Consider the following 23104-nt stretch of genomic DNA (forward strand, 5'->3'; position numbering starts at 1 on the left):
ATAGGGGGATAACGTAGGTTATGAAAAATATTTCTCAATAATAAAATGAAGAGAAAAATGTGAAGAAATAGAATAGATTCCTTTATAATAGTTTTAAATTAATTAATATAATTAATTATTAATAATATTAGATAGGAGAGAATATGATGGCAAACGTACTCGTAATAAATTTCCCTGGAGAAGGTCATATAAATCCGACTTTAGCTATTGTAAGTGAGTTAATTCGGCGAGGGGAGACAGTTGTTTCGTATTGTATTGAAGATTTTAGAAAGAAGATTGAAGCAACAGGTGCAGAATTCCGAGAGTTTGAGAATTTTCTCTCTCAAATTAATATTATGGAGCGAGTAAATGAAGGTGGGAGTCCTTTGACGATGCTATCTCATATGATTGGAGCATCAGAGCGTATTGTTACCCAAATTGTAGAAGAAACAAAAGGAGAACAGTACGATTACTTACTATACGATAATCATTTTCCAGTAGGACGTATTATAGCGAATGTTTTACAATTACCTAGCGTTTCGTCTTGTACAACGTTTGCTTTTAATCAGTACATTACTTTTAACGATGAACAAGAATCGAGAGAAGTAGATGAAACGAATCCATTATATCAATCTTGTTTAGCGGGAATAGAAAAGTGGAATAGGAAGTATGGAATGAAGTGTAATAGTATGTATGATATTATGAATCATCCTGGTGATATTACGATTGTGTATACTTCAAAGGAATATCAGCCGCGTTCAGATGTATTCGATGAATCGTATAAGTTTGTCGGTTCATCAATTGCTACTCGAAAAGAAGTAGATAGCTTTCCTATGGAAGATTTAAAAGGTGAAAAATTGATTTTCATTTCTATGGGAACCGTTTTTAATGAACAACCTGAGCTATATGAAAAATGTTTTGAAGCTTTTAAAGATGTAGAAGCGACAGTTGTATTAGTTGTTGGTAAGAAGATAAATATAAGTCAATTTGAAAACATTCCGGATAACTTTAAGTTGTATAATTATGTGCCACAATTAGAAGTATTACAGCATGCTGATGTATTCGTGACACACGGTGGTATGAATAGTTCGAGTGAAGCACTCTATTACGGTGTCCCGTTAGTTGTAATTCCGGTAACAGGAGATCAGCCTTTAGTTGCGAAACGAGTGAATGAAGTAGGGGCAGGAATAAGACTTAACCGTAAAGAATTAACTTCTGAATTGTTACGTGAGACTGTAAAGAAAGTAATGTATGATGTAACATTTAAGGAAAATAGTCGTAAAGTTGGAGCATCACTTCGAAATGCTGGTGGATATAAAAGGGCAGTTGATGAAATATTTAAAATGAAAATGAATTCGTACTTGAAACTTAAATAAATGTTTGAGGCACACTTACTACAATGGGTAAGTGTGCTTCAATAAAAAATTACATAAAAATCACTATAAAGGTGAAACTTTTGTGTATATAAACTGATATCTTTGTATTAGTAGAGAAATTACGTTAAAATAATACTAAGAAAATATATAAGTTTTGGGGGTAATGAATGAAGAAAGTATTTGAATACATATTATTAACAATTGGATCGATTATTGTAGCGGGTTCATTAGAGCTTATTTTAGCACCTAACGGATTAGTAGATGGCGGGGTAACGGCCATTGCTATTATGGCGAATAAAGTTGCTGGATTACCGCTTTATGGAGTGTTCTTAGGAATTAATATCCCAATTTTATTATTTACTGCAAAAGTAATGGGAAAGAAGTTCTTTATTCGTACATCCTATGCTAATGTTGTGACAACACTCGGATTGATTTATTTGAAACCATTTCCAGCAATTACAACTTCTGAATTGTTAATTGTTCTTTATGGAGGAGTTCTATTTGGTGTTGGTGTAGGAATTGTAGTAAAAATGGGCGGAGCAATTGATGGATCAGAAATGTTAGCTGTTTGGATGAATAAACATTTTAAAGTGCCGATTAGTACATTTTTACTTGCTGTAAATGCGGTTATTTTCATCTTTGTTGCCATTTTGTTTTCAATTGAACAAGCGATGTTCTCATTAGCAATTTTCTATATTGTTACGAAGATGATTGATTTCATATTAGATGGTATTAATCAAGGTAAGAGCGTCATGATAATTTCTGCTAAAAATAAAGAAATAGGCGATCTACTTATGAAAGAATTGCAATTATCTGTTACGTATCTACATGGAGAAGGTGGTTTTTTAGGAGAACATAAGAGAATCATTTATTGTATTACAAACCGTTTCATTTATCCGAAAATGAAAGATCTCGTTCTCTCTGTAGATCCAACTGCTATTATTGAAGCTTCCTATTCAACAGAAACAACTGGTGTCAAACGTCCGGGAAGGGCAATGAGATCAGAAAAATAGTGCATAAAAATAGCTCCACGTAAGTATAACTTGCGTGGAGCTATTTTTATTTAGGGAACCACGCTTTTTTCAGTAATTTGACAACAGTTTCAATACATTCCTCTCGAATACTGCCAAAACCGAGCAATACATATGACTCCTCCCTCACATTATAAACAGAATCATATGTGGAGAGAGGGTATAACTTAATACGTTCTTTTGCAGCTGCATGAATAAGTTCTTGTTCATTCATCCCGTTATGAACGTGAAGTACAATATGAAGCCCGGATTGTTCACCGAGTATATGCACGTTATTTCCCATTTCGCTTTTAATAGATTTAATTAAAGAAATATGTTTTCTTTTATATAACGTACGACTTCGGTTAATATGACGTTCCCAATCCCCATTTTGAATAAAGGTGGCGAAGGTAAGTTGTTGCATTGTAGAGACAGTTTGTTTAAACATACCACCAAGTTCTTTATAGACTTTTAAAAGATGAGGTGGTAAAACGATATATCCCATTCGTAAAGAAGGTAAAAAAGATTTCGAGAAAGTTCCCATATAAATAACACGTTCATTTGAATCTAGCCCTTGTAAAGAAGGAATAGGTTTTCCTATATAGCGAAATTCCCCGTCGTAATCATCTTCAATAATATAACCATTACAATCATTCGCCCATTTTAATAACTCGAGTCTTCTAGATAATGGCATAATGATTCCGAGTGGAAATTGGTGAGATGGAGTGACATATGCCACATTGGAACCGGATTCACGTAAAGCGGAAATATGAATCCCTTTATCGTCTAAAGGGATCGGGTGAACAGGAAGGCCACAACTTTGAATCATAGCAGGTATACGGTGAAATCCAGGATTTTCGATTCCGTATTCTTTTTTTGAACCAAGTAGTTGAAGGAGTAGCCAAAGAAGAGGCTGCGTACCTGCTCCAATAATAATTTGATCAGGTGAAGAATGTACCCCGCGAGCATGATATAAATACTTTGAAATATGTTCTCGTAGAACGAGCTCACCTTGTGGATCTTCTTTAGCAAATAATTCATTTTCATACTGAAATAAAGTTTCGTGTAACGCTCTTTTCCAGTTTGTTATCGGAAAAGCTTTTTGATCAATAAGTCCTTGACTACAATCATAATCATATTGTTCTTTTTCTTTATTGTTAGTACTGCTTGACGCAATTTGTTGTTTCTTTTGAATGACATCAATATCTACTTCCGCAACAAAAATCCCGCGTTTCGGTTTGCTTTCTACGTAACCTTCAGCTAGTAATTGTTGATAAGCGGATTCAACTGTAATACGGCTTACATTAAGTTGCATAGCTAAATTTCTGTGAGAAGGAAGACGTGTACCGGCACGTAGTGATCCATGAGAGATTTCTCGTTTCATATATTCGTAAATTTGTAAGTAAATAGGTGTTTTATTTTGTAACACTAATGGGATAGTCAGATCCATTTGTAGACGCTCCTTTTTATACTGGCCTTATAAAAAAGAATAGAACTGTCACTTAAACTAAGGGCAGTCGCTTTCTATAATGATGATATAACATTTAGAAAATTTTATAAATAGTAAGGAGAGAATCATAATGAATATTAAAGAAGTAGTAACAGAGGCAGATTTACATGAAGTATTTCCCGTATTACAGCAGCTGCGAACAAAACTTTCAAGAGAAGAAGCAAGTTCTTTATTTCAAAAAATGAAAGAAGAAAATTATAAACTATTTTCGCTGCGTAACGAAGAGAATGAAGTTGTTAGTCTAGCTGGTGTAGCGATTTGTACGAATTTTTATAATGAGAAACATGTTTTTGTGTATGACCTTGTAACCGCGGAAGCTCACAGATCAAAAGGGTATGGTAATGTTCTGCTGTCATATGTAGAAAAATGGGGGAAAGAAGAAGGGTGCAGTTCTATCGTACTTACATCTGCATTTCCAAGAATTGATGCACATCGTTTTTATGAAAGAGAGGGCTTTAATAAGGTAAGCTATTCTTTTTATAAAGAGTTATAATACTAAGTAGGTTCCGTGTGTAAAAATATATGGAACCTATTTTCTTTTTCAGATTTGAGCTAGGGACAGGTCTAGCGATATGATTTGTCGAATATTAGAAATTTAAAATGGAATCTTGAATTTAGAGAATGTTAGGGGCGTTTATACTTGGAGAAAATAAAGAAATTATCTATACCAAATGATGTAAGAGTCATCATTATTTCTGATATTCATGGAGAATTAGATCTTTTTAAGGAACTACTACATAAAGTTAATTTTCAAGATGAAGATTATTTAATTATTAATGGCGATCTTTGTGAGAAAGGAAGAAATAGTATTGGCGTCGTAAACTATGTGATGGATCTAGTAGTTAGTAAGCCAAATGTGTATGTAATAGAAGGGAATTGTGAAGTTGTAGTTGAAGCACTTGTAAATGAAAATCCTGCTTTAATAAATTATTTGTGTACGCGAAAAAATACAATTTTTAATGAATGGCTAGCGCAATTGAATATTAACGTTCATAAAGAAAGTGATATCCGTGAATTGAAAACAAAATTAATGAGCCATTTCTCAAAAGAAATAAAGTGGCTAACAGAATTACCAACAGCGATTGAAACGGAGGATTATATCTTTGTACATGCTGGCCTTGAAGATAGAGAAGATTGGAAAGAGACAGAACGAAAAAATGCGATAGCAATGCCGGAGTTTTTCAATCAATCACATAAAGCAAATAAGTATGTAGTTGTCGGTCATTGGCCTGTTGTAAACTATTCAAAGAAGGCACCATCTAACAATCCTGTTATTGATAAGGAAAAAAAGATTATTGCAATTGACGGCGGAAATACGATTAAAGAGGCAGGGCAATTAAATGCATTTATCATTCAGAGGAAACCAACAGGTGATAAGTTTTCTTATATATATGTAGACTGTTTTCCAGAATATGAAGTAATAGCAGATTTTCATGCCGATGCAACAATGCAGGGCGGGGTTACCTATCCACATTATTACATAGAGCCTATTGAGAAGAAGCAAGATTACACAATATGCAGGCAAAGGGAAACGAATACATTACTTTATGTGAAAGATGAATATATTAGGCAACTTGATTCAGGTGAATACACAGTGAAAACGGATATATCTTGTGCGCAAATAAGCGTAAAAAAAGGGGATATTGTTTCTCTCATTGATGGTAGCTGCTCAGGATATGATTTAATTAAAAAAGATGGAGTAGAAGGCTGGATAGAGAAAGGGATTTTAGTTGAGATAGAAAAGACGAAAAAGAAAATATTTAGCTGAAATAGGAGGGATGTAACCTCCTATTTTTTTTAAGAAGTAGATTGCTTGCTATCTTTAATAAGTAAATAAATCGTACTCGGTAAAATGACAAGCGTCATTCCTAAAATAATTGTTAGTATAGCATAACCTCTATATGGAGGAGAAACGATAAATGGAAGCCCCACTAGAAAAATACCTGCTATCATCATTGAAATACTACAAATATTTGAAGCTCTTTTTTCAAGGTGCTTATCATTCCATTCCAATGAAACGGTTGATTTACTCGTATCAATTTTGGAGCTGAAATAACCTAGTAATATAAATAAAAGCCCTAATGCTATAAATATGAAATAATCAAGAGGAAGTGAAAAGCCAAGAGCGATAAGGGCAATGACAATATCGACAAAAAATAAGAATAGTAACATTGCGTTGCTGATCAAATGGAGAAATTTCTGGTTACTCGCTGCTTTAGATAAAGCTAAAAATAAAAAAAATACGAAGGAACATATAATTATATTTACGATAACAAAAGTAGCTTTATCCATTGTTGATGTAGGCGTTCCATTGAAGTCCCATTTCGTAACAATATTTGATGGTAAGAAGAAATAGAGAATAATATTTGTCGTAACAATAGTGAGAAATAAAGTAATACTAAATCGATTATTCATTGAATCACCAGCTTTCTACATGAATAATTGGTATCTTATAACAAAATTATACAATATAATAAACGATATCTGTTTTGATTTTTCAGAAAAAACATTATAATTATATATGAAATAAAGAGGAGTGTAGGAGGAAATTATGAAAAGCGTAATCATAAAAGGGGATAGAGTAACAATTCGTACAATTGAAGAATCAGATATAAAAACATTATGGAATCTCATATTTAAAGAAGAAAATCCAGAATGGAAAAAATGGGACGCACCGTATTTTCCGTTTTCGATGCAAGAATACTCAGCCTATAAGGAAAAGATGCAAACTTGTTTAAAAGAAGAACCGCTATCCAATTTAATTATAGAACATAACGGTCAAGTTATAGGGACGGTCGGATTTTATTGGGAGTATAAACCGACGCGTTGGTTGGAGATGGGAATTGTCATTTATAATCCGGCTTACTGGAATGGCGGCTACGGTACAGAAGCGTTAACGTTATATCGGGATTTACTATTTAAAAAGATGGAGATTGGTAGAGTAGGGCTCACGACTTGGTCTGGTAATGAACGAATGATGAAAGTAGCGGAGAAAATAGGAATGACTTTAGAAGGTAGAATGCGCAAATGCCGTTATTATAACGGAACGTACTATGATTCTATTCGAATGGGGATGATTCGTGAAGAATGGGAAGCGCTATGTGTAACAAAGGGGTGAAGGGATATGTACGCTATTATTGCTACATTTGATCGTGTATTTACTAATAAAATTACAGAATTGCAAAATGAATTAACAAATATCATTGGCACAAATCAATTAGCCGGAGCATAACCTCATATTACGTTAGCTGATTATAATGAGTTAAATGTTCATTTGTATAAGGAGAAATTAGGGGAGTTTGTAGTTATGCAAGAAAATATGGACCCAATAACTTTTCCTTCTGTTGGAGTTTTTCCTACTAACGGAACAGTCTTTCTAGCACCGACTGTTACTGATGCATTGTTAAAATTTCATCATTCTTATCATGATTATTTTAACAATTTTCATGACAACCCAAATTCATATTACGTACCGGGAAAGTGGGTTCCGCATTGTACGATTGCAAATAGATTACATACAAATCAGTTTTTACGTGTAATGGAATATATTTATGAAAAATTTGATCATGCAACAGCTTCAATTGAGAAATTAAAATTAATAAAGGTGAATTATGAAAATGGTTCTGCCATTTCTTCTCGTATATTAGCAGAATATAATTTAAAGAGAATGGAGACATCGAGATGACATATGTAATTAGAGAAATGAAGCAGGAAGATATTCATGCTGTACAATCAGTAGCGAAAATAGCTTGGCATGATACATACGAAGGCATTATTCCGAGAGAGATTCAAGACAGTTTTTTAGACGAGGCTTATTCTGATGAAAAAATGAAATATCGTCTTGAGAATACACATTTATTCGTTGCAGAAGAAGAGGGAGAAGTCATTGGCTTTGCAAATTTTTCACCTGTTAGACTGCAAAACGAAGCAGAATTAGGAGCAATTTATTTGTTACCAGATCAACAAGGGAAAGGGATAGGAAGTGCTTTATTACAAAAAGGGTTAACAGTATTAAAAGGAATTCGGAAACTATACATTCATGTAGAAGCAGCGAATGAAAAAGGAAAACGGTTTTATGAAGCGAAAGGTTTTGCACAATTAGAGGAATTTGAAGAAGATTTTGAAGGACATATGATGCAGACAGTAAGGATGGTTTTATACATATAAGGAGGACTAGAAGTGAAAATCTTTGATTTTAGTGAAAAAGTAGGAAAGCAAATTACAGCATTTCAATCTAATTTCATAATGTCGAAAATAGTGAATCATCAAGGGAATATACATATCGGTGCTATGCATTTAAAAGAGAATGGAATAATTGGATATCATGAAGCAGTTGTATCGCAACTGCTTCTTATTGTGGACGGAGAAGGATATGTATGCGGGGCAAATAAAGAAAAAGTGAAGGTGGAAGCGGGACAAGCTGTGTTTTGGGAGAAGGGTGAATTTCATGAAACGAGTACAGAAAAGGGATTGATGGCAATTGTTATGGAAGCGGAGGATCTTGAACGAGCGATATTAATGCCTATTAAAGAGGAGAGTTGTAAAAAATGATAGAAAAGGCAAATCGGGAAGAAACGGACGAAATAATACAATATGCAGCTCAATCGCTTTTTGAAGGTACGAGGGGAAATTGTCGTTTAAATACAGAGAAAGCGATTGAAATTACAAGGCCGATTGTAGAAAAGGGAGCGTATTATTTAGTCGTTAAAGAAGAAAACGTTGTAATGGGTTGGATATTAATAGGGGAAAATACGGACTATTTTTCTCATGAAAAACTAGGGTTTATATACGAATTGTATGTTTTTCCAGAGTACCGCGGGAAAGGATTGTCAAGAAAGTTAATAGAGGCTGGTATTAAGGAATTACAAAAGAATTATTCAGAAATTCGTTTGAATGTATTTGCTGGAAATTTTGCAAAAGAGATGTACGAAGAGTTTGGTTTTGTTGAAAGACAGGTCATTATGACTTTGAAGTGAGAATAATAGTTTGAACGGGAGAAGAGAAAGAATGAGAAAAGAAAATGAGTATGTTGCGTATTTACAAAGGTTGTATCCTGAATTGCAAATAAATTCTGTTTATATAAATGAAATAGGTCAAAATAATGATAAGAAAGCTTTTGAAGCTGGAATAGCACAATATGTATAAAAGCCGATTTTAAATCGGCTTTTTATTATTATCGATACATCGTCCACATCCCGATGTCTTTAAACCCTAGACGTTTATAAATTCGTCCAGCAGCTGGATTGTTATAAAACAGGCAAAGTGTTCGGCCTTCTTTCGTAAAGTCTTGAATCATTTTTTGTAATATGAGTGAAGCAAATCCATTTCCGCGGTAATTCGGGTGTGTACATACGCCAACAACCATTGCAGATAATGAATTTTCAGCGGAAGTAGAGGCGGATGCGATGATTGCACCGTCTTTTTCAATATAATATGTACGTCCTGTATTTGTTTCGAGAGCTTGCCTTAAAATTTTTTCTGATTCATGAGCAGTCGGGAATTCATCGATGCTACTTCTTAATTGCATAATTCGCTCTACATCATCTAGTGTGGCAAGTTTAATTGTTTCTTGGGCAGGCGTACTAGGCAAGTTGTCGGCATCTATACATTCGCAAAAATACATTTCATTTTTGGAGCCTAATTGTAGACTGGGAGCAGTTTCAAACCTTTCTACAATAGTTGACTTACCAGAGAGTTTAAGCGGCTTATATGGGGAAAGAAGTGTCTCATAATCAGTGGTAACAAGTTCTTCTTTACTATAGGGTATAAATGAATCGTGGAATCGGAGTAGAATTGATTTTAATGTCCCATTCTCTTTAAATACGCCCCATAATTCTTGAAAATCTGTGTCATAACCGAAAGCTTCAATATCTCCAATAATAAACAAGTTAAGGGCTGCTTCTTCTTTTAGATAAGCGAATACTTGTTCATGATCTTTCTTTGTTAATTTTCGCATCATAACGAATCGACCTCTTTTTTTATTTTTCTAAATATTACAACTTAAGTTTTTTGAAATCAATATAAAATTTTATGTTTAGTTCACAAACTTTCGGAAAAACTAGGAAAGATATGACAAAGGAGGTTATGAACGGTGGATCATCCAATTCAAGGGTTAATGAAAGCGGCAATGGAAAATTTAAAAGAAATGGTTGATGTAAATACGATTGTTGGAGAGCCTGTTCAAACGGCTGACGGTGGTGTAGTGTTAACGGTTTCTAAAGTAGCGTTCGGTTTTGGAGCAGGAGGTTCTGACTTCCAAACGAATGATGGACAAAGAGCGAACGGTAACCCTGCATTTGGTGGCGGTAGCGCAGGGGGTGTTTCTATTACGCCAGTAGCATTTCTTGTGGTGAATAAAGATGGAGTAAATATTCTTCATTTACAAAATGCGACACATTTAGCAGAAAAAATGATTGAATTAGCTCCACAAACAATTGATAAAATTCAATCGATGTTCCAAAAAGATGAAAAGAAAGAGGGAAATCATCATCCTCAAAACCCAGATGAAATCCTTTAAAAACGCCTGCTTACGAGCAGGTGTTTTTTCTTGTAATCACTGTGTAATAAAACACATGAAATTGTAAATAGTTTTTGAAGTTTTTTCTATGTTTCTAAAATTTTTCATGTTAAAATATGCTATAGAATTGAAACATATAAAACGAAGGTGGCTAGGTGCTTTGTCTGGAGGATCTGACCAAGTAAAGAATATGATATATATTAATGGTAATCGTCGAGGTCATTGTTTTATTACATCAGGAATTACGTTTAAAGAGTTTGCAAGTAACATCCCTTCACCGCTTCATCAAGTGTTGCTTTTAAAGCATAATTTTGAATGGACAGATTTTCATTATCATACTTTATTTGAATATGTTGAGGAAGAAAATATACATAAGTTAATTCAAGCAGAGATTGATGAATTTGATGAATTTTGTTGGGTAGATTTTGATGATGCAAGCGATTTAGATGAACTAGAGCCAAAAGAAATTGCAGAGCTTTTATATTTGGCTCACAAAAAAGAACCACTTGCAAGAACGTTCTTTCCGTTATTGAAAAATAGATTTGTTTATTTTTCACATGATGACGGATGGTACAACAAAGTGTATTATCGTAGAATTGCCGATTTTGTAGGAATGTTAAGTAAAGTTATTCCTTATAAACTCGGTGCTTTCGGTAAGAAACGTTTTTCTTTCTTCCAAAAATCAAAAATTTTCCCAGCAATTTCAAAAGAAGTGATTATGGGGCTTCTTCCATTAATGGAAGATGGTCTTTATATTGATCTGGCAGGGAAAATTGAGTCAAGAAGGGGTCTTGAAATTCCGGTATATGTAGTTGGTTCGTATGAAAGTACGGATGAGGTACTAGATAATATCGATGAATTGAAAGAAGAAGCAACAGAGACTGGTTGGCTTATTTTTGATAAGAAAGAACAAGAGTGGCAATGGGTTGTGGACTAAGAAAACTTGGCGCATGCAGTCAAGTTTTCTTGTCTTTTGAAAGGAGTACAAATGAAGAAATATTATACAATTGTGGGTATTGTAAGTATTATTCTTGTGGCAATTTTACTTATCACTTGTCCGAAAGAATCAGATTTTAAATTGTATCTAGAAGATAAGTATGCATTGAAATGTGACGAGGGTAGTTTTGAATGCACACAAAATGTAGATGGTAAAAAAGAAAAACTAAAATTTGAAAGTACAGATGCACGAAATGGTGTATTCTTTATGACTGTAAAGCAAACATTTAAAACAGAAGCTGATGTTACAAAAGAATATAGCGGGGTAGGAATGTTTGGTACATTTCTTTTTGTTTCAGAGAAGACTTTCTAGTAATAGAAGGTCTTTTTTTTATGCTTATGTTCATATAGATGAAGTAAGACAAGCATAGGAGGGATATTGATGAAGAAGGAATGTATTGTTTGTGGCGGTGAGGAGTTTTTCTCTTCTACATTATACGCACGTACGAAACAAGATTGGGCATATGCGCCAAATATGTATCGATTTGAAAAGGTATTTATTGAGCATCGGGATGAAGAAAATTATCCAGTGTTTCAAGAAATTACAGCGAAGCATTGTTGTGGATGCGGTCATATTATGTTGTATCACGAATGAACACACCAAGTATAACTTGGTGTGTTTTTTTAAAACGCTGACAAAGCAAGCGGATAAAGTAAAGTAAATAAAACAGAAAAACTACCAAAACCAATTGCTGTATATCCAAGTGTTCTTGCTCCAAAATTGACAGCTAATAAGCCAACTAAAATCGCAAGAGAACCGAGTGTAACCGGATAAAATGCAATGGAGAAAAGCGAAAGAAATAAAGCGACATAGCCTATCATTGCACCGGTATTTGTACCTTCTATTTCATTTGCAATTTCTTTACGTTTATGTCTAATTGGAATGCCAGCTGGTGATATTTCAGCTGCATACTCTTCGTTTTTTTCACCACTTTTAAAATGATGATTTCTCTTTCTTCGCATGTACATCCCTCTCTTTCAATTGGGTGTACTTATAGTATCTTTCATAAAGAGAAGAACATGAGTATGAGTTAAACCCAAGTAAAGCAAAAATTGGAGAATAAAGATTCCTTTATTAGCATGTACATTTCCTAATGAAGATAAAACAGGAATTTTGGAAAATGATGTAGAATGAAATGAGTGATAAAGCGTGAAGGTAGGGGAATGTATGACGAAATTTAATTGGCATGAATCAGCAGAGAAGAAATGGGATAGTAGTGCAGAGTTTTGGAATCAAAATAGTCAGGAGATGTGGGATAGTGGGAGTAGGAGTACGATTATTCCATTTTTTGAACAATATGTGAAGAAAGAAGCCAAGGTGCTTGACGTTGGTTGTGGAGATGGATACGGTACATATAAATTAAGTCGCGCGGGCTATAAAGCAGTTGGAGTAGATTTATCAGAAGTGATGATTCAAAAAGGGAAGGAGCGCGGAGAGGGACCGGATTTATCCTTTATAAAAGGAGATCTTTCTTCCTTACCGTTCGAAAATGAACAATTTGAAGCAATTATGGCAATTAATTCTTTAGAATGGACCGAGGAGCCATTACGAGCATTAAATGAGATAAAGCGTGTTCTAAAAAGTGATGGGTATGCATGTATTGCAATTTTAGGGCCGACAGCAAAGCCAAGAGAGAACAGTTATCCTCGTTTATACGGCAAAGACGTTGTATGTAATACGATGATGCCTTGGGAATTTGAACAGTTAGCAAAAGAACAAGGTTTTAAAGTTGTAGATGGTATCGGTGTATATAAGCGCGGAGTAAATGAGAAGATGTTAGGTCAACTATCTACAGAGTTACAACAATCGTTAACGTTCTTATGGGTATTTATGTTAAAAAAGCATAAAGAAATGAAAGAATTTTTAGGAGGTAAATAAGTGCAGAAAATACAAAAAACTGATACAATATCATCAGAACCAATTAAAGGGGGACTAGGGTATATGACAACTACTACAACAGTTAAATCCGACATTGAAATCGCACAAGAAGCAAGTATGAAGAAGATTCAAGAAATTGCAGCTGAATTAAATATTTTAGAAGATGAATTAGAGCCATACGGTCATTATAAAGGTAAGTTATCTCTTGATATTTTTAAGCGCTTACAGAATGAGAAAGACGGTAAAGTTGTTTTAGTAACAGCGATTAACCCAACTCCAGCTGGAGAAGGTAAATCAACAGTAACAGTTGGTTTAGGTCAAGCTTTTAATAAAATTGGTAAGAAAACAGTAATTGCACTTCGCGAACCATCTCTTGGACCAACGATGGGGCTAAAAGGCGGAGCAGCAGGTGGTGGATTTTCACAGGTTGTACCAATGGAAGACATTAACCTTCACTTTACTGGAGATATCCATGCGATCACAACTGCTAATAACGCGTTAGCGGCGTTTATTGATAATCATATCCAACAAGGAAATACACTTGGAATTGATACGCGTAAAATCGTTTGGAAACGATGTGTTGACTTAAATGATCGTGCCCTACGTAACGTAGTAATTGGTCTTGGTGGACCGGTTCAAGGTGTACCACGTGAAGATGGTTTTGATATTACAGTAGCATCTGAAATTATGGCCGTATTCTGCCTTGCAACAGATATTCAAGATTTAAAAGCACGTCTATCGCGCATCGTAGTTGCTTATAACTTTGCAAATCAACCTGTAACGGTTAAAGATTTAGGTGTAGAAGGTGCGTTAACATTATTATTAAAAGATGCATTAAAGCCAAACTTAGTGCAAACGTTAGAAAATACACCAGCTATCATTCATGGCGGACCATTTGCGAATATCGCTCACGGTTGTAACAGTGTTATCGCTACAACAATGGCAGCAAAATTAGGTGATTATGTTATTACAGAAGCTGGATTTGGTGCAGATTTAGGTGCTGAGAAGTTTTTAGATATTAAAGCTCGTGCAGCTGGCATTAAACCAGAAGCAGTTGTTATTGTTGCGACGATTCGTGCGCTTAAAATGCATGGTGGCGTAGCAAAAGATCAATTAAAAGAAGAAAATGTAGATGCATTAGCAAAAGGTATGGAGAACTTACAGAAGCACGTTGAAACAATTCAAAGCTTCGGTGTGCCTTTCGTAATTGCAATTAATAAATTCATTACAGATACAGATGCAGAAGTTGCATACTTACAAGAATGGTGTAATGAGCGTGGCTATGCGGTATCCTTAACAGAAGTTTGGGAGAAAGGTGGCCAAGGCGGAGTTGACCTTGCTGAAAAAGTGTTAAAAGAAATTGAAAAAGGTGAAAACAACTACGCACCACTTTATGAATTAGAATTACCATTAGAAGAGAAAATTCGTACAATTGCTCAAAAAGTGTACGGCGCAAAAGATATTGAATTTGCTCCGAAAGCACGTAAGCAATTAGCTCAATATGAAGGCGAAGGTTGGAGTAACCTACCAATTTGTATGGCGAAAACACAATACTCTCTTTCTGACGATGCAACGAAATTAGGTCGTCCATCTGACTTTATCGTTACAATTCGTGAGCTAAAACCATCTATTGGTGCAGGCTTTATCGTTGCGTTAACAGGGACAATGTTAACAATGCCAGGCCTTCCAAAACAACCAGCAGCACTACAAATGGATGTAAATGAAGATGGAAAAGCAGTAGGTTTATTCTAAAAGGTTGTAATTCATCTCGTTTATCTGTAAACTATATATACATCAAGTGGCGCCTTTCCATCGAAAGGCGCCTGTTTTTTGGAGGAAATTATGTTTGATCCAACTGCTTTTGATAATTTAAAAGTAATCGTAGAAGGCGCTGTTTATGATTTTGATTTACATGGAGATATTCTTGTAACTGATCGAAAAGATATGATGGACCTTGCTTCATTAAGTCGTATATATCATATTTCATTTCAATTAACAGAACCATTCGAACCGTTAGTAGAAGCAACATTTTCACTATCTGTAGATGCAAAGAACTTGTCTGGTGAAATATTAGAAGTACCACAATTTACACCAGGTTGTGAAATGAAATTAGCATTTTCATTCCCGATAGAAAAACCAGAAGTAATGTGCGAAGAAATTGAAACTTTCATGCATTCTATATGGGGAAAAGAAAGAATGATTACGCAAAAACTTTCATACGAATATAATAAGCAAGCGATTTCATATCATAATAAGGTAGAGGTTCTATTTCAAAAAGCGATTACAGAAGACCATGTTGATGATTTAATAGCTGTTATTTCACACATGATAGAAACGGTGCGAACAATACAACATTTTCTTCAAAAATAGAGATAAAGGAGAAAAACAAATGATAAAAGATATGCAACCATTTTTACAACAAGCTTGGGAGAAGGCTGGTTTTAAAGAGTTAACTGAAATTCAAAAACAAGCGATTCCAACTATTTTAGAAGGACAAGACGTTATAGCTGAATCTCCAACTGGAACAGGAAAAACATTAGCGTACTTATTACCCCTTTTACATAAAATTAATCCTGAAGTAAAACAGCCACAAGTTGTTGTTTTAGCACCAACACGTGAACTTGTCATGCAAATTCATGAAGAGGTTCAAAAGTTTACAGCAGGAACTGAGATCTCAGGTGCATCTTTAATTGGTGGTGCAGATATTAAGCGCCAAGTTGAAAAATTAAAGAAACACCCGAGAGTGATTGTCGGTTCACCGGGACGTATTTTAGAATTAATTCGTATGAAAAAGCTAAAAATGCATGAAGTGAAAACAATTGTATTTGATGAGTTTGATCAAATTGTAAAACAAAAGATGATGGGCGCTGTACAAGATGTAATTAAATCTACGATGCGCGATCGTCAATTAGTATTCTTCTCGGCTACAATGACAAAAGCAGCAGAAGATGCGGCGCGTGATTTAGCAGTTGAACCACAATTAGTACGTGTAACACGTGCAGAATCAAAAAGCTTAGTTGAGCATACGTATATCATTTGTGAGCGACGCGAGAAAAATGATTACGTAAGAAGAATTATGCATATGGGTGATGTAAAAGCAGTTGCTTTCTTAAACGACCCATTCCGTTTAGACGAAATTACTGAGAAATTGAAATTCCGTAAAATGAAAGCAGCGGCTCTTCATGCAGAAGCAAGTAAACAAGAGCGTGAAGCGACGATGCGTGCTTTCCGCGGAGGAAAATTAGAAATTTTACTTGCTACTGATATTGCAGCACGCGGTATCGATATTGACGATTTAACACATGTAATTCACTTGGAATTACCAGACACAGTAGACCAATATATTCACCGCTCAGGACGTACTGGACGTATGGGTAAAGAAGGAACTGTTGTATCTCTTGTAACACCGCAAGAAGAGCGTAAATTACTACAATTTGCGAAAAAACTAGGTATCGTATTTACGAAGCAAGAAATGTTCAAAGGATCATTTGTAGAAACAAAACCGAAAGCACCAAAGAAAAAGAAACCAGCATTTACTGGGAAGAAAAAGCCTAGATAAAGAATGGGGAAGGCGTAACTATTTGTAGTTACGTCTTTTTTGTTTGTCATTAAATGAAAAAGGAATAATAACAGTATCTGTAGAAAGCTACATAGAATATAAAAATCATTAGGGGGAAATGCAGTGATCCATAAAGTAGGACAAATTATGTTATATGTAAATAATCAAGATGAGGCAGTCAATTTTTGGACGGAAAAGATAGGGTTTCATGTAGTAGCAGAGGAAGATAACAAACAAGGAATGAGATGGATTGAAATCGCTCCGACTAACGGTGCTGAAACGAGCATTATACTACATAATAAAGAAGTGATTTCTAAAATGAGCCCAGAATTGAATCTTGGTATACCATCTTTAATGTTCTTCTCAGAAAATCTTGATCAATTATATACAGATTTAACAAATAAAAATGTTACTGTTGGAGAAATGGTAACTATGCCTTCTGGTAAAGTATTTAACTTTGCTGATAGTGAAGGGAATTATTTTGCGGTTATGGAAAAGAACCAATAATAATATTGTTATGTGAAAATCCCCCTCAAACATATTGAGGGGGATTAAATCTTTGAAATGAATTTATCATGAGAGAGTTGTTTAATAAAAAATGTTCCTTTTTCAATAGCGGTTTCCATATAACCGACAATTTGATTAAACGTAAACACCTGTAAGTCTTCATGCAAATGTTGCTCTGGATACAACATATCTTCAAAAAGATATTTTCGAAATTCTGAAACATTTTCTTTAGAAACCTCTTCAATATCGACAATGTGAGCATCTTGATTGAGAAGCGAGAAGAGCTGTTGTTCTTTATCGTAATGATGAAGCAACTTTGCATTTAACAATTTAAAATCGTTATAGTACATAGGTGCGATCGTTTCATCATTTTCTATTCTATTTTTTAACCAAGGAAGAAAAAAGCCGCTTAGCCAATTATCATCAGCAATGAGGTGAGTGTAATAGCCTAAGAGAAAAGGGGAATCCATTTGAGCTTTATATTTTTGAAAAAAAGAATTAAAAGCTATCCTTCTCGTATAATTTTTCGTTGTGCCAGCGTAAAAGTGTGAAGTTCCTTTTTCTTCTGCTGAATGGACCGCATCAGGTGCTACACCTCCGAGTATGAAAGAAGTTCTATCTTGAATACATAGTTTTTCGGCAATACCGTTAGCGATAATAGCATGCATAATTCGTGATCCCATGAATGACACCTCGGTTTCAAGTATTCATTTCAGGAGGAGGACTGAACAGTTAGTATTACTTTCCCTGTACTTTTTCTACTTTCGACCCATTCATGTGCTTTCCCTGCATCTTGAAGTGGAAAAGATTTCGTAGCCTTGATTTGCAAACGTCCGTCACGCAAATAACGGAAAACTTCATTTGCAGTTTCTTGGAGTAGTTCAGGCCGTTTTTTTCGTGTAGTTCCAAAGCTAAAACCGAGTATAGAGCGGCAACTGGCATGTAAATCTTTCGTTTGGAAATTGCCAATTTCACCACTTGCATTACCGAAATGAATGAGGCGGCCGTAATAAGCAAGACATTTTAAACTTCTTTCCGAAACAGATCCAGAAATAGAGTCCAAAATGATATTCACTCCTTCTCCATATGTTAGCTCATTGACTTTCTCTACAAAATCTTCATCTTGATGACAAAATACATAATCAGCCCCAGCATCTAAAGCAATTTCTTTTTTTGCTTCACTTCCGACAGTACCGATAACTTTTCCAGCCCCTAATAGTTTTGCAAGTTGAATAGCAGTAGTGCCAATTCCGCCAGCAGCCGCATGAATGAGTACTGATTCGCCTTGTTGAAGCCTTGCAACATTTGCGAGTAAATTATAGCTTGTAAAAGATACAATCGGACAAGCAGCTGCAGTTTGAAAATCGACTTCATCAGGTAAAACAAAAGTAAGGTTTTCATTTGCAACAACGTATTCTGCGTAAGATCCATTTTGAGGAAAAGCAATGACACGTTGGCCAGGGTGAATATTTTTCACATGAGAGCCGACACGTTCTACAATACCAGCGGCATCTATCCCTGGAATAAAAGGTAGTGATTTATTTCCTTTTTTGCCATAACGTGATTTAATGTCAGCAAAATTAACACTTGTAGCAACAACACGAATTAAAACTTGATCTTTTGAAATAGCTGGAATATCCACATCTGTATATTTCATCACTTCAGGACCACCGAACGACGTTAAAATGATAGCTTTCATTATATATCCTCCTAAATTTGACTATATAAATCATTTTAAGTCTTCATTAGAAATTGGAAAATTATATAATAGTTATGCGTGATTATAAGTGGAGCTTATGAACATATTGAATCATTATATTAATCTATATAAAAAATTTTTTTGAAAAAATCGAACGAAATATGGATTACTTGCCAATATATAGTGTAAGACAAAGGAGGGATGGTATATGAAGGATGAAACAGTGTATACAGATTTAATCCAATTAACTTTATCGGGAAATAAAGAAGCGTATAGCGAATTGTATGATGTAACGATTCAAGAAGTATATAAAACAGCACATTTTTTAATAGATGATAAAACGGATGTAGATGATGTCGTTCAAGAAATATACATACAGCTATATGAATCGCTTCGTAAGTATGATAGCGAGAAGCCATTTCGTCCTTGGCTAATTGGACTTGTAATTAAACAAATTCACTCTTATAGAAGAAAGAGGTGGATGCGACTACGAATTATAAAAAAAGCAGAAGAGCAGAGAAAACCGGTACAAATTGATTTTTCTAACGATGTTGTAAGTAAAATATCAAATCAAAAGCTAATCGAACTTATTCATAAATTACCGTATAAATTGAAACAAGTTATTATTTTAAGATACTTGCACGACTACTCACAAGAAGAAGTAGCAGAAATATTACATATTCCAATTGGTACTGTGAAATCTAGAATTCATTCAGCCTTAAAGAAACTACGTCAAAAAGAGCAAGTAGAAGAAATCTTTTTAGGAGAGGTAGGGAATGTGAAATGAGTTTAGATTGTAGAGTTCGAGAATCTATACAAGAAGAAGCGAAGGGGATTGTTGCGCCGCCGGAGTTGAAAGAAAAAGTAATCGTTCAAATAAAAATGAAGCGTGGGGGAAGTAAGAAGAAGAAACGCCTTATCGCAGGAGTACTTGCAGCAGCGTTTTTAATCCCGACAACTGGTTTTGCATATCAATCTATTATGGCAGATGGTATATACGGGTCTTTTGAAAACCTAAAAAAACACGCTGGAACAATGACATTAGAGGCGTATATGCGTTTTAGTGCAAAGTTATCAGAAGCGAAAGATGAAATGGGTACAAAAGAATATGAAGTGTTTACAAAAGAACTAAAGAAATTAACAAATGCAAAGCTTGCGTACGGAGATTCGAACGGCAATATTGATTATGATGCATTATCGCCAGCAAAAAGAGAAGAAATGAAAAAGGTAAGTATGGGCCTTCAACCATACTTTGATAAATTAAATGGTCATAAATCAAGTAGAGAAGTATTAACGCAAGAAGAGTTTGATCGCTATATGGAAGCTTTAATGACACATGAAATCGTACGAGTGAAGACAAAATCAACTGGTGCAATAAAACTAGAAGAAGTACCTGAGGCGTACAAAGAAAGGTTTATGAAAGCGGAGCAGTTTATGGAGTATGTAGACGAAAAGGTGAGATAATTAAAAAAAGCTCAAAGCTTTCGCTTAGAGCCTTTTTATTGAAATAAAATAGAGTATTCAATTATATTTTTTCATATTTGCAGTATCTTTTTGTATAAAACAATCTAAAAGGGAATAACCAGCTATTAAACTAATTATCGTAACAAAAGTTGTATTGATAAGAATAATATTAGTTATATAAGGTAGGTACGCACCAACTGGTGAAAAGAGTAGAGCTGGAGAAAAGGAAATGAATAGTGTAGGCACAGTAATGGCGATAAATTTATCCGGTTGAAAGCGCCAGTTTTGTTTACTTGTTTCACGATTAATAGATTGAAGGAATCGTAATAAAATGCCGACTATAAGAGGGAAGAGTGTAAAGTAGAATAATCTTGGATAAACGTTAAAGTTCACTTGCGCGTCTGTATCTAAATAAAATTGAATTTTCACTCCGACAAATAATAATAAGACGATAAATAATGTAAAGCAGAGGTATAGCATCACTTTTTGCATTATATTCCACCATCCTTTACTCAAAATATATTCAAAAAAAGAAGAGATATACAATAACTACTGTTGTATATCTCTTCTTTTACGGTTATTTAATAGTGGTGTTTGCTTTTTCTTGCTTCGTGAAATAATCTATAATGCCCATCGCACTAATTTCTATATCTAGATGTAAAATGTTATAAACGGAATGATCTGATGGAACGTTTAACTTTGTAAGGTGAGAAGAGACCTTATCTATTAATACAGTTTGCAAAGCTTTAGTAGCCTCATCGAAATCATTATATTTTTCAAAGACCTCTTTACCAGTATGAACGAAAATAGGTAACCAATGTTCTAGTTGCTTATATACTTCTGTAACATTGGATGATGCGCCGTAATGGCCGAAATAAATAGTATCTACATTCATACTTTGAATATGATTTTTAGAAGCAATCATCGCATCTGGTTGGAATTGTGAAGGGGACGTTGATGGTAGATACAGTTCTACACCAAGGTCTGCGAGTTCTCTATAATAAATTCCAATTGTATCGCCAGTAAAAATGCCGTTTGTTAATGAATCGTGAATGCTAATATGGTGCTTTGCATGTCCCGGTGTATCATAAAATGTAAGGATGCGGTCTTCTGCAATTTGTAACGTATCACCATGTTGTACAATATGAACACGTTCTTCTTCAATTGGAAGAATTGGATCAAAAAGTTTATCGAAATCTTCTTTGTACACAGCTTTTGCACCTAAAATGAGTTTTGTTGGGTCAATCATATGACGAGCACCGCGAGAATGCACATATAAAGTAGCATTTGGGCATTTTTCCATCATTAAACCAGCAGCACCGGCGTGATCTAAATGAACATGTGTAACGATAATGTTTTTAACTTCGTTTAAATCAATATGTAATTGTTGTAAGCCGTCTAAAATATACGGAAGAGAAGGGGCTGCACAAGTTTCAATTAAAGTAATATCATCACCTAATAAAACGTACGTACCAGTTCGTTCATTATGTTGTAAATCAAAATCATCAATCAGATATAGGTGAGAAGATAATTGTTCTACTTTTTTCATCTTTACCACTCCTTATATACGGTATGTAACTATTATAAGCTAAAAATACAAAAAGGCAGAAAACGAAAGTTTCGTCTTCTGCCTTTTTGTAATGTTCTTATTGTCTTTGTTGTTTATTAATAGACATAACGAATAGTCCAACAATGCCGCCAACTAATGGAAGCATAATCTCTCCCGCTAAATTAAAGTAGGAGCTTAAAAATAAACCATTTACATCGATTACCCAGCCAATCACATACAATAACATCATATATAGTACGAAATAAAACTCGCGATTTGAAATCGTTTCATGTTGTGCAGTTTTCATATTGAACACCATCCTTTTCTATAATAATAGAATATAAACTGTCACATTTTGTTCACAATTTAATTGTAAAACTTTCCATCATAAAAGTCTAGTAGATTGTGTCGAATTTTTAAATATAAATAAAGCGCTATCATTTTAGCGTGTAAATACGTAATAAGAGCCGTATATTCACGAATGTAGTATAGTATAAACATAGAATGATAGTGTAGAGAGGGGCAGGAACAATGACAATTTATGATTTTTCAGCTAAAACAATTACAGGTGAAGAAAAATCGTTAAAAGATTACGAAGGAAAAGCACTTCTTATTGTAAATGTAGCTAGTAAATGCGGGTTTACACCGCAATATAAAGGATTACAAGAAGTATATGATAAATATAAAGAACAAGGGCTAGAAATACTCGGTTTCCCATGTAACCAATTCGGAGGACAAGAACCAGGTACAGAAGCAGATATTACAAGTTTTTGTGAATTAAACTACGGCGTAAACTTCCCAATGTTTGCAAAGATTGATGTAAAAGGTGATAAGGCTCATCCTCTGTATACATACATGACAGAACAAGCACCAGGTTTACTCGGTATGAAAGCAGTGAAATGGAACTTTACTAAGTTTTTAATTGGAAAAGACGGGAAAGTAGTAGGGCGTTTTGCTCCGCAGACGAAGCCGGTGGATTTAGAGGTTGAGATTGAGAAGGTACTTGGCGAATAACTAGGAGTTTCACTTTATTAAAAAATGCCTTAAAGAACTATTTTG

General features: G+C 34.6%; 31 protein-coding genes. 22 read left to right on the forward strand and 9 right to left on the reverse strand.

From position 1 onward, the window contains the following. The first annotated feature begins 146 nt into the window (after window positions 1-146). On the forward strand, window positions 147-1355 hold the full coding sequence (locus NLJ82_RS10285; RefSeq protein WP_000024474.1) for a macrolide family glycosyltransferase: 1209 nt from the start codon (window positions 147-149) through the stop codon (window positions 1353-1355). 167 nt (window positions 1356-1522) lie between these two features. Further along, complete coding sequence (locus tag NLJ82_RS10290) at window positions 1523-2368, forward strand: YitT family protein (protein WP_000755118.1); 846 nt, start codon at window positions 1523-1525, stop codon at window positions 2366-2368. A gap of 46 nt (window positions 2369-2414) precedes the next feature. On the opposite strand, the gene pdxR is transcribed toward NLJ82_RS10290, so the two are convergent. Next, a complete protein-coding gene (gene pdxR / locus NLJ82_RS10295) occupies window positions 2415-3815 on the reverse strand; it encodes a MocR-like pyridoxine biosynthesis transcription factor PdxR (protein ID WP_000366294.1) in 1401 nt (466 codons plus the stop codon). A 130-nt stretch (window positions 3816-3945) separates the two neighbouring features. Here pdxR and NLJ82_RS10300 point away from each other — a divergent pair, with 130 nt between their 5' ends. Together NLJ82_RS10300 and NLJ82_RS10305 are read left to right on the forward strand one after the other, a co-directional pair. Then, window positions 3946-4368: a GNAT family N-acetyltransferase gene (locus NLJ82_RS10300; protein WP_001021918.1), complete on the forward strand. Its 423-nt coding sequence runs from the start codon at window positions 3946-3948 to the stop codon at window positions 4366-4368. A gap of 147 nt (window positions 4369-4515) precedes the next feature. Then, a complete protein-coding gene (locus NLJ82_RS10305; protein ID WP_000411329.1) occupies window positions 4516-5643 on the forward strand; it encodes a metallophosphoesterase in 1128 nt (375 codons plus the stop codon). Between the two features lie 29 nt (window positions 5644-5672). On the opposite strand, the gene NLJ82_RS10310 is transcribed toward NLJ82_RS10305, so the two are convergent. Further along, window positions 5673-6290 (reverse strand): DUF1648 domain-containing protein, encoded by a 618-nt coding sequence (locus tag NLJ82_RS10310; RefSeq protein WP_001065182.1) that lies wholly within the window; start codon window positions 6288-6290, stop codon window positions 5673-5675. 136 nt (window positions 6291-6426) lie between these two features. Between NLJ82_RS10310 and NLJ82_RS10315 the strand changes: the two genes are divergently transcribed. The 6 genes from NLJ82_RS10315 (at window position 6427) to NLJ82_RS10340 (ending at window position 9020) form a co-directional block, all read left to right on the forward strand. Then, window positions 6427-6993: a GNAT family N-acetyltransferase gene (locus NLJ82_RS10315; protein WP_000843677.1), complete on the forward strand. Its 567-nt coding sequence runs from the start codon at window positions 6427-6429 to the stop codon at window positions 6991-6993. A 120-nt stretch (window positions 6994-7113) separates the two neighbouring features. Beyond that, window positions 7114-7560: a 2'-5' RNA ligase family protein gene (locus NLJ82_RS10320; protein ID WP_238389568.1), complete on the forward strand. Its 447-nt coding sequence runs from the start codon at window positions 7114-7116 to the stop codon at window positions 7558-7560. After that, window positions 7557-8042, forward strand: a complete 486-nt coding sequence (locus NLJ82_RS10325) for a GNAT family N-acetyltransferase (RefSeq protein ID WP_000222822.1) — start codon at window positions 7557-7559, stop codon at window positions 8040-8042. Before NLJ82_RS10320 ends, NLJ82_RS10325 begins: the two co-directional genes overlap by 4 nt. 12 nt (window positions 8043-8054) lie before the next feature. After that, window positions 8055-8426: a cupin domain-containing protein gene (locus tag NLJ82_RS10330; protein ID WP_000688091.1), complete on the forward strand. Its 372-nt coding sequence runs from the start codon at window positions 8055-8057 to the stop codon at window positions 8424-8426. Beyond that, window positions 8423-8851: a GNAT family N-acetyltransferase gene (locus tag NLJ82_RS10335; RefSeq protein ID WP_000570285.1), complete on the forward strand. Its 429-nt coding sequence runs from the start codon at window positions 8423-8425 to the stop codon at window positions 8849-8851. Before NLJ82_RS10330 ends, NLJ82_RS10335 begins: the two co-directional genes overlap by 4 nt. A gap of 31 nt (window positions 8852-8882) precedes the next feature. Then, window positions 8883-9020: a hypothetical protein gene (locus NLJ82_RS10340; RefSeq protein ID WP_001224478.1), complete on the forward strand. Its 138-nt coding sequence runs from the start codon at window positions 8883-8885 to the stop codon at window positions 9018-9020. Window positions 9021-9048: 28 nt separating this feature from the next. On the opposite strand, the gene NLJ82_RS10345 is transcribed toward NLJ82_RS10340, so the two are convergent. Beyond that, window positions 9049-9834 carry a GNAT family N-acetyltransferase gene (locus NLJ82_RS10345; RefSeq protein WP_000984767.1) on the reverse strand — a complete coding sequence of 262 codons (786 nt, stop codon included), beginning with the start codon at window positions 9832-9834 and terminating at the stop codon, window positions 9049-9051. 132 nt (window positions 9835-9966) lie between these two features. Between NLJ82_RS10345 and ytfJ the strand changes: the two genes are divergently transcribed. From ytfJ to NLJ82_RS10365, 4 genes are all read left to right on the forward strand, one after another. Then, window positions 9967-10392 carry a GerW family sporulation protein gene (gene ytfJ, locus NLJ82_RS10350; protein ID WP_000349987.1) on the forward strand — a complete coding sequence of 142 codons (426 nt, stop codon included), beginning with the start codon at window positions 9967-9969 and terminating at the stop codon, window positions 10390-10392. Window positions 10393-10552: 160 nt separating this feature from the next. Next, complete coding sequence (locus tag NLJ82_RS10355; protein WP_000014091.1) at window positions 10553-11329, forward strand: oxalate:formate antiporter; 777 nt, start codon at window positions 10553-10555, stop codon at window positions 11327-11329. A gap of 51 nt (window positions 11330-11380) precedes the next feature. Then, window positions 11381-11701, forward strand: coding sequence for a hypothetical protein (locus NLJ82_RS10360; protein WP_000761177.1), 321 nt, complete (start codon window positions 11381-11383; stop codon window positions 11699-11701). A 69-nt stretch (window positions 11702-11770) separates the two neighbouring features. Then, window positions 11771-11983: a hypothetical protein gene (locus tag NLJ82_RS10365; protein WP_000711202.1), complete on the forward strand. Its 213-nt coding sequence runs from the start codon at window positions 11771-11773 to the stop codon at window positions 11981-11983. Between the two features lie 29 nt (window positions 11984-12012). Here the strand turns inward: NLJ82_RS10365 and NLJ82_RS10370 are convergent, their stop codons facing one another. Further along, entirely contained in the window at window positions 12013-12351 is a 339-nt protein-coding gene (locus NLJ82_RS10370) for a hypothetical protein (RefSeq protein WP_001253199.1), read from the reverse strand. A gap of 205 nt (window positions 12352-12556) precedes the next feature. Between NLJ82_RS10370 and NLJ82_RS10375 the strand changes: the two genes are divergently transcribed. From NLJ82_RS10375 to NLJ82_RS10395, 5 genes are all read left to right on the forward strand, one after another. Next, on the forward strand, window positions 12557-13267 hold the full coding sequence (locus NLJ82_RS10375) for a class I SAM-dependent methyltransferase (protein ID WP_000160038.1): 711 nt from the start codon (window positions 12557-12559) through the stop codon (window positions 13265-13267). Window positions 13268-13330: 63 nt separating this feature from the next. Next, entirely contained in the window at window positions 13331-15019 is a 1689-nt protein-coding gene (locus tag NLJ82_RS10380; protein WP_012644371.1) for a formate--tetrahydrofolate ligase, read from the forward strand. Window positions 15020-15109: 90 nt separating this feature from the next. Further along, on the forward strand, window positions 15110-15637 hold the full coding sequence (locus tag NLJ82_RS10385) for a hypothetical protein (RefSeq protein WP_000460208.1): 528 nt from the start codon (window positions 15110-15112) through the stop codon (window positions 15635-15637). A 19-nt stretch (window positions 15638-15656) separates the two neighbouring features. Further along, a complete protein-coding gene (locus NLJ82_RS10390) occupies window positions 15657-16826 on the forward strand; it encodes a DEAD/DEAH box helicase (protein ID WP_000588613.1) in 1170 nt (389 codons plus the stop codon). Between the two features lie 123 nt (window positions 16827-16949). Beyond that, window positions 16950-17333: a VOC family protein gene (locus tag NLJ82_RS10395; RefSeq protein ID WP_000581458.1), complete on the forward strand. Its 384-nt coding sequence runs from the start codon at window positions 16950-16952 to the stop codon at window positions 17331-17333. Window positions 17334-17377: 44 nt separating this feature from the next. Here the strand turns inward: NLJ82_RS10395 and NLJ82_RS10400 are convergent, their stop codons facing one another. Both NLJ82_RS10400 and NLJ82_RS10405 read right to left on the reverse strand, forming a co-directional pair. Further along, the gene (locus NLJ82_RS10400) at window positions 17378-18016 is read right to left on the reverse strand and encodes a zinc dependent phospholipase C family protein (RefSeq protein ID WP_000535597.1); all 639 of its coding nucleotides are present in this window, start codon (window positions 18014-18016) and stop codon (window positions 17378-17380) included. A gap of 29 nt (window positions 18017-18045) precedes the next feature. After that, window positions 18046-19032 carry a quinone oxidoreductase family protein gene (locus tag NLJ82_RS10405; RefSeq protein WP_000644046.1) on the reverse strand — a complete coding sequence of 329 codons (987 nt, stop codon included), beginning with the start codon at window positions 19030-19032 and terminating at the stop codon, window positions 18046-18048. A 208-nt stretch (window positions 19033-19240) separates the two neighbouring features. Here NLJ82_RS10405 and NLJ82_RS10410 point away from each other — a divergent pair, with 208 nt between their 5' ends. Next, window positions 19241-19819, forward strand: coding sequence for a sigma-70 family RNA polymerase sigma factor (locus NLJ82_RS10410; protein WP_000651122.1), 579 nt, complete (start codon window positions 19241-19243; stop codon window positions 19817-19819). Beyond that, the gene (locus NLJ82_RS10415) at window positions 19816-20496 is read left to right on the forward strand and encodes a DUF3600 domain-containing protein (RefSeq protein WP_000050679.1); all 681 of its coding nucleotides are present in this window, start codon (window positions 19816-19818) and stop codon (window positions 20494-20496) included. Before NLJ82_RS10410 ends, NLJ82_RS10415 begins: the two co-directional genes overlap by 4 nt. Before the next feature lie 57 nt (window positions 20497-20553). Here NLJ82_RS10415 and NLJ82_RS10420 read toward each other — a convergent pair whose 3' ends face one another. From NLJ82_RS10420 to NLJ82_RS10430, 3 genes are all read right to left on the reverse strand, one after another. Further along, window positions 20554-20988, reverse strand: coding sequence for a hypothetical protein (locus NLJ82_RS10420; protein ID WP_001174531.1), 435 nt, complete (start codon window positions 20986-20988; stop codon window positions 20554-20556). Between the two features lie 85 nt (window positions 20989-21073). Next, window positions 21074-22045 carry an MBL fold metallo-hydrolase gene (locus NLJ82_RS10425; protein ID WP_000754986.1) on the reverse strand — a complete coding sequence of 324 codons (972 nt, stop codon included), beginning with the start codon at window positions 22043-22045 and terminating at the stop codon, window positions 21074-21076. Window positions 22046-22142: 97 nt separating this feature from the next. Then, entirely contained in the window at window positions 22143-22352 is a 210-nt protein-coding gene (locus tag NLJ82_RS10430; protein WP_000844978.1) for a DUF3925 family protein, read from the reverse strand. Window positions 22353-22576: 224 nt separating this feature from the next. Between NLJ82_RS10430 and bsaA the strand changes: the two genes are divergently transcribed. After that, on the forward strand, window positions 22577-23059 hold the full coding sequence (gene bsaA, locus NLJ82_RS10435; protein WP_000158181.1) for a glutathione peroxidase: 483 nt from the start codon (window positions 22577-22579) through the stop codon (window positions 23057-23059). Window positions 23060-23104: the final 45 nt, after the last annotated feature.

The organism is Bacillus paranthracis (assembly GCF_024296885.1).
In the GTDB taxonomy this organism is placed as follows: Bacteria; Bacillota; Bacilli; order Bacillales; family Bacillaceae_G; genus Bacillus_A; species Bacillus_A paranthracis.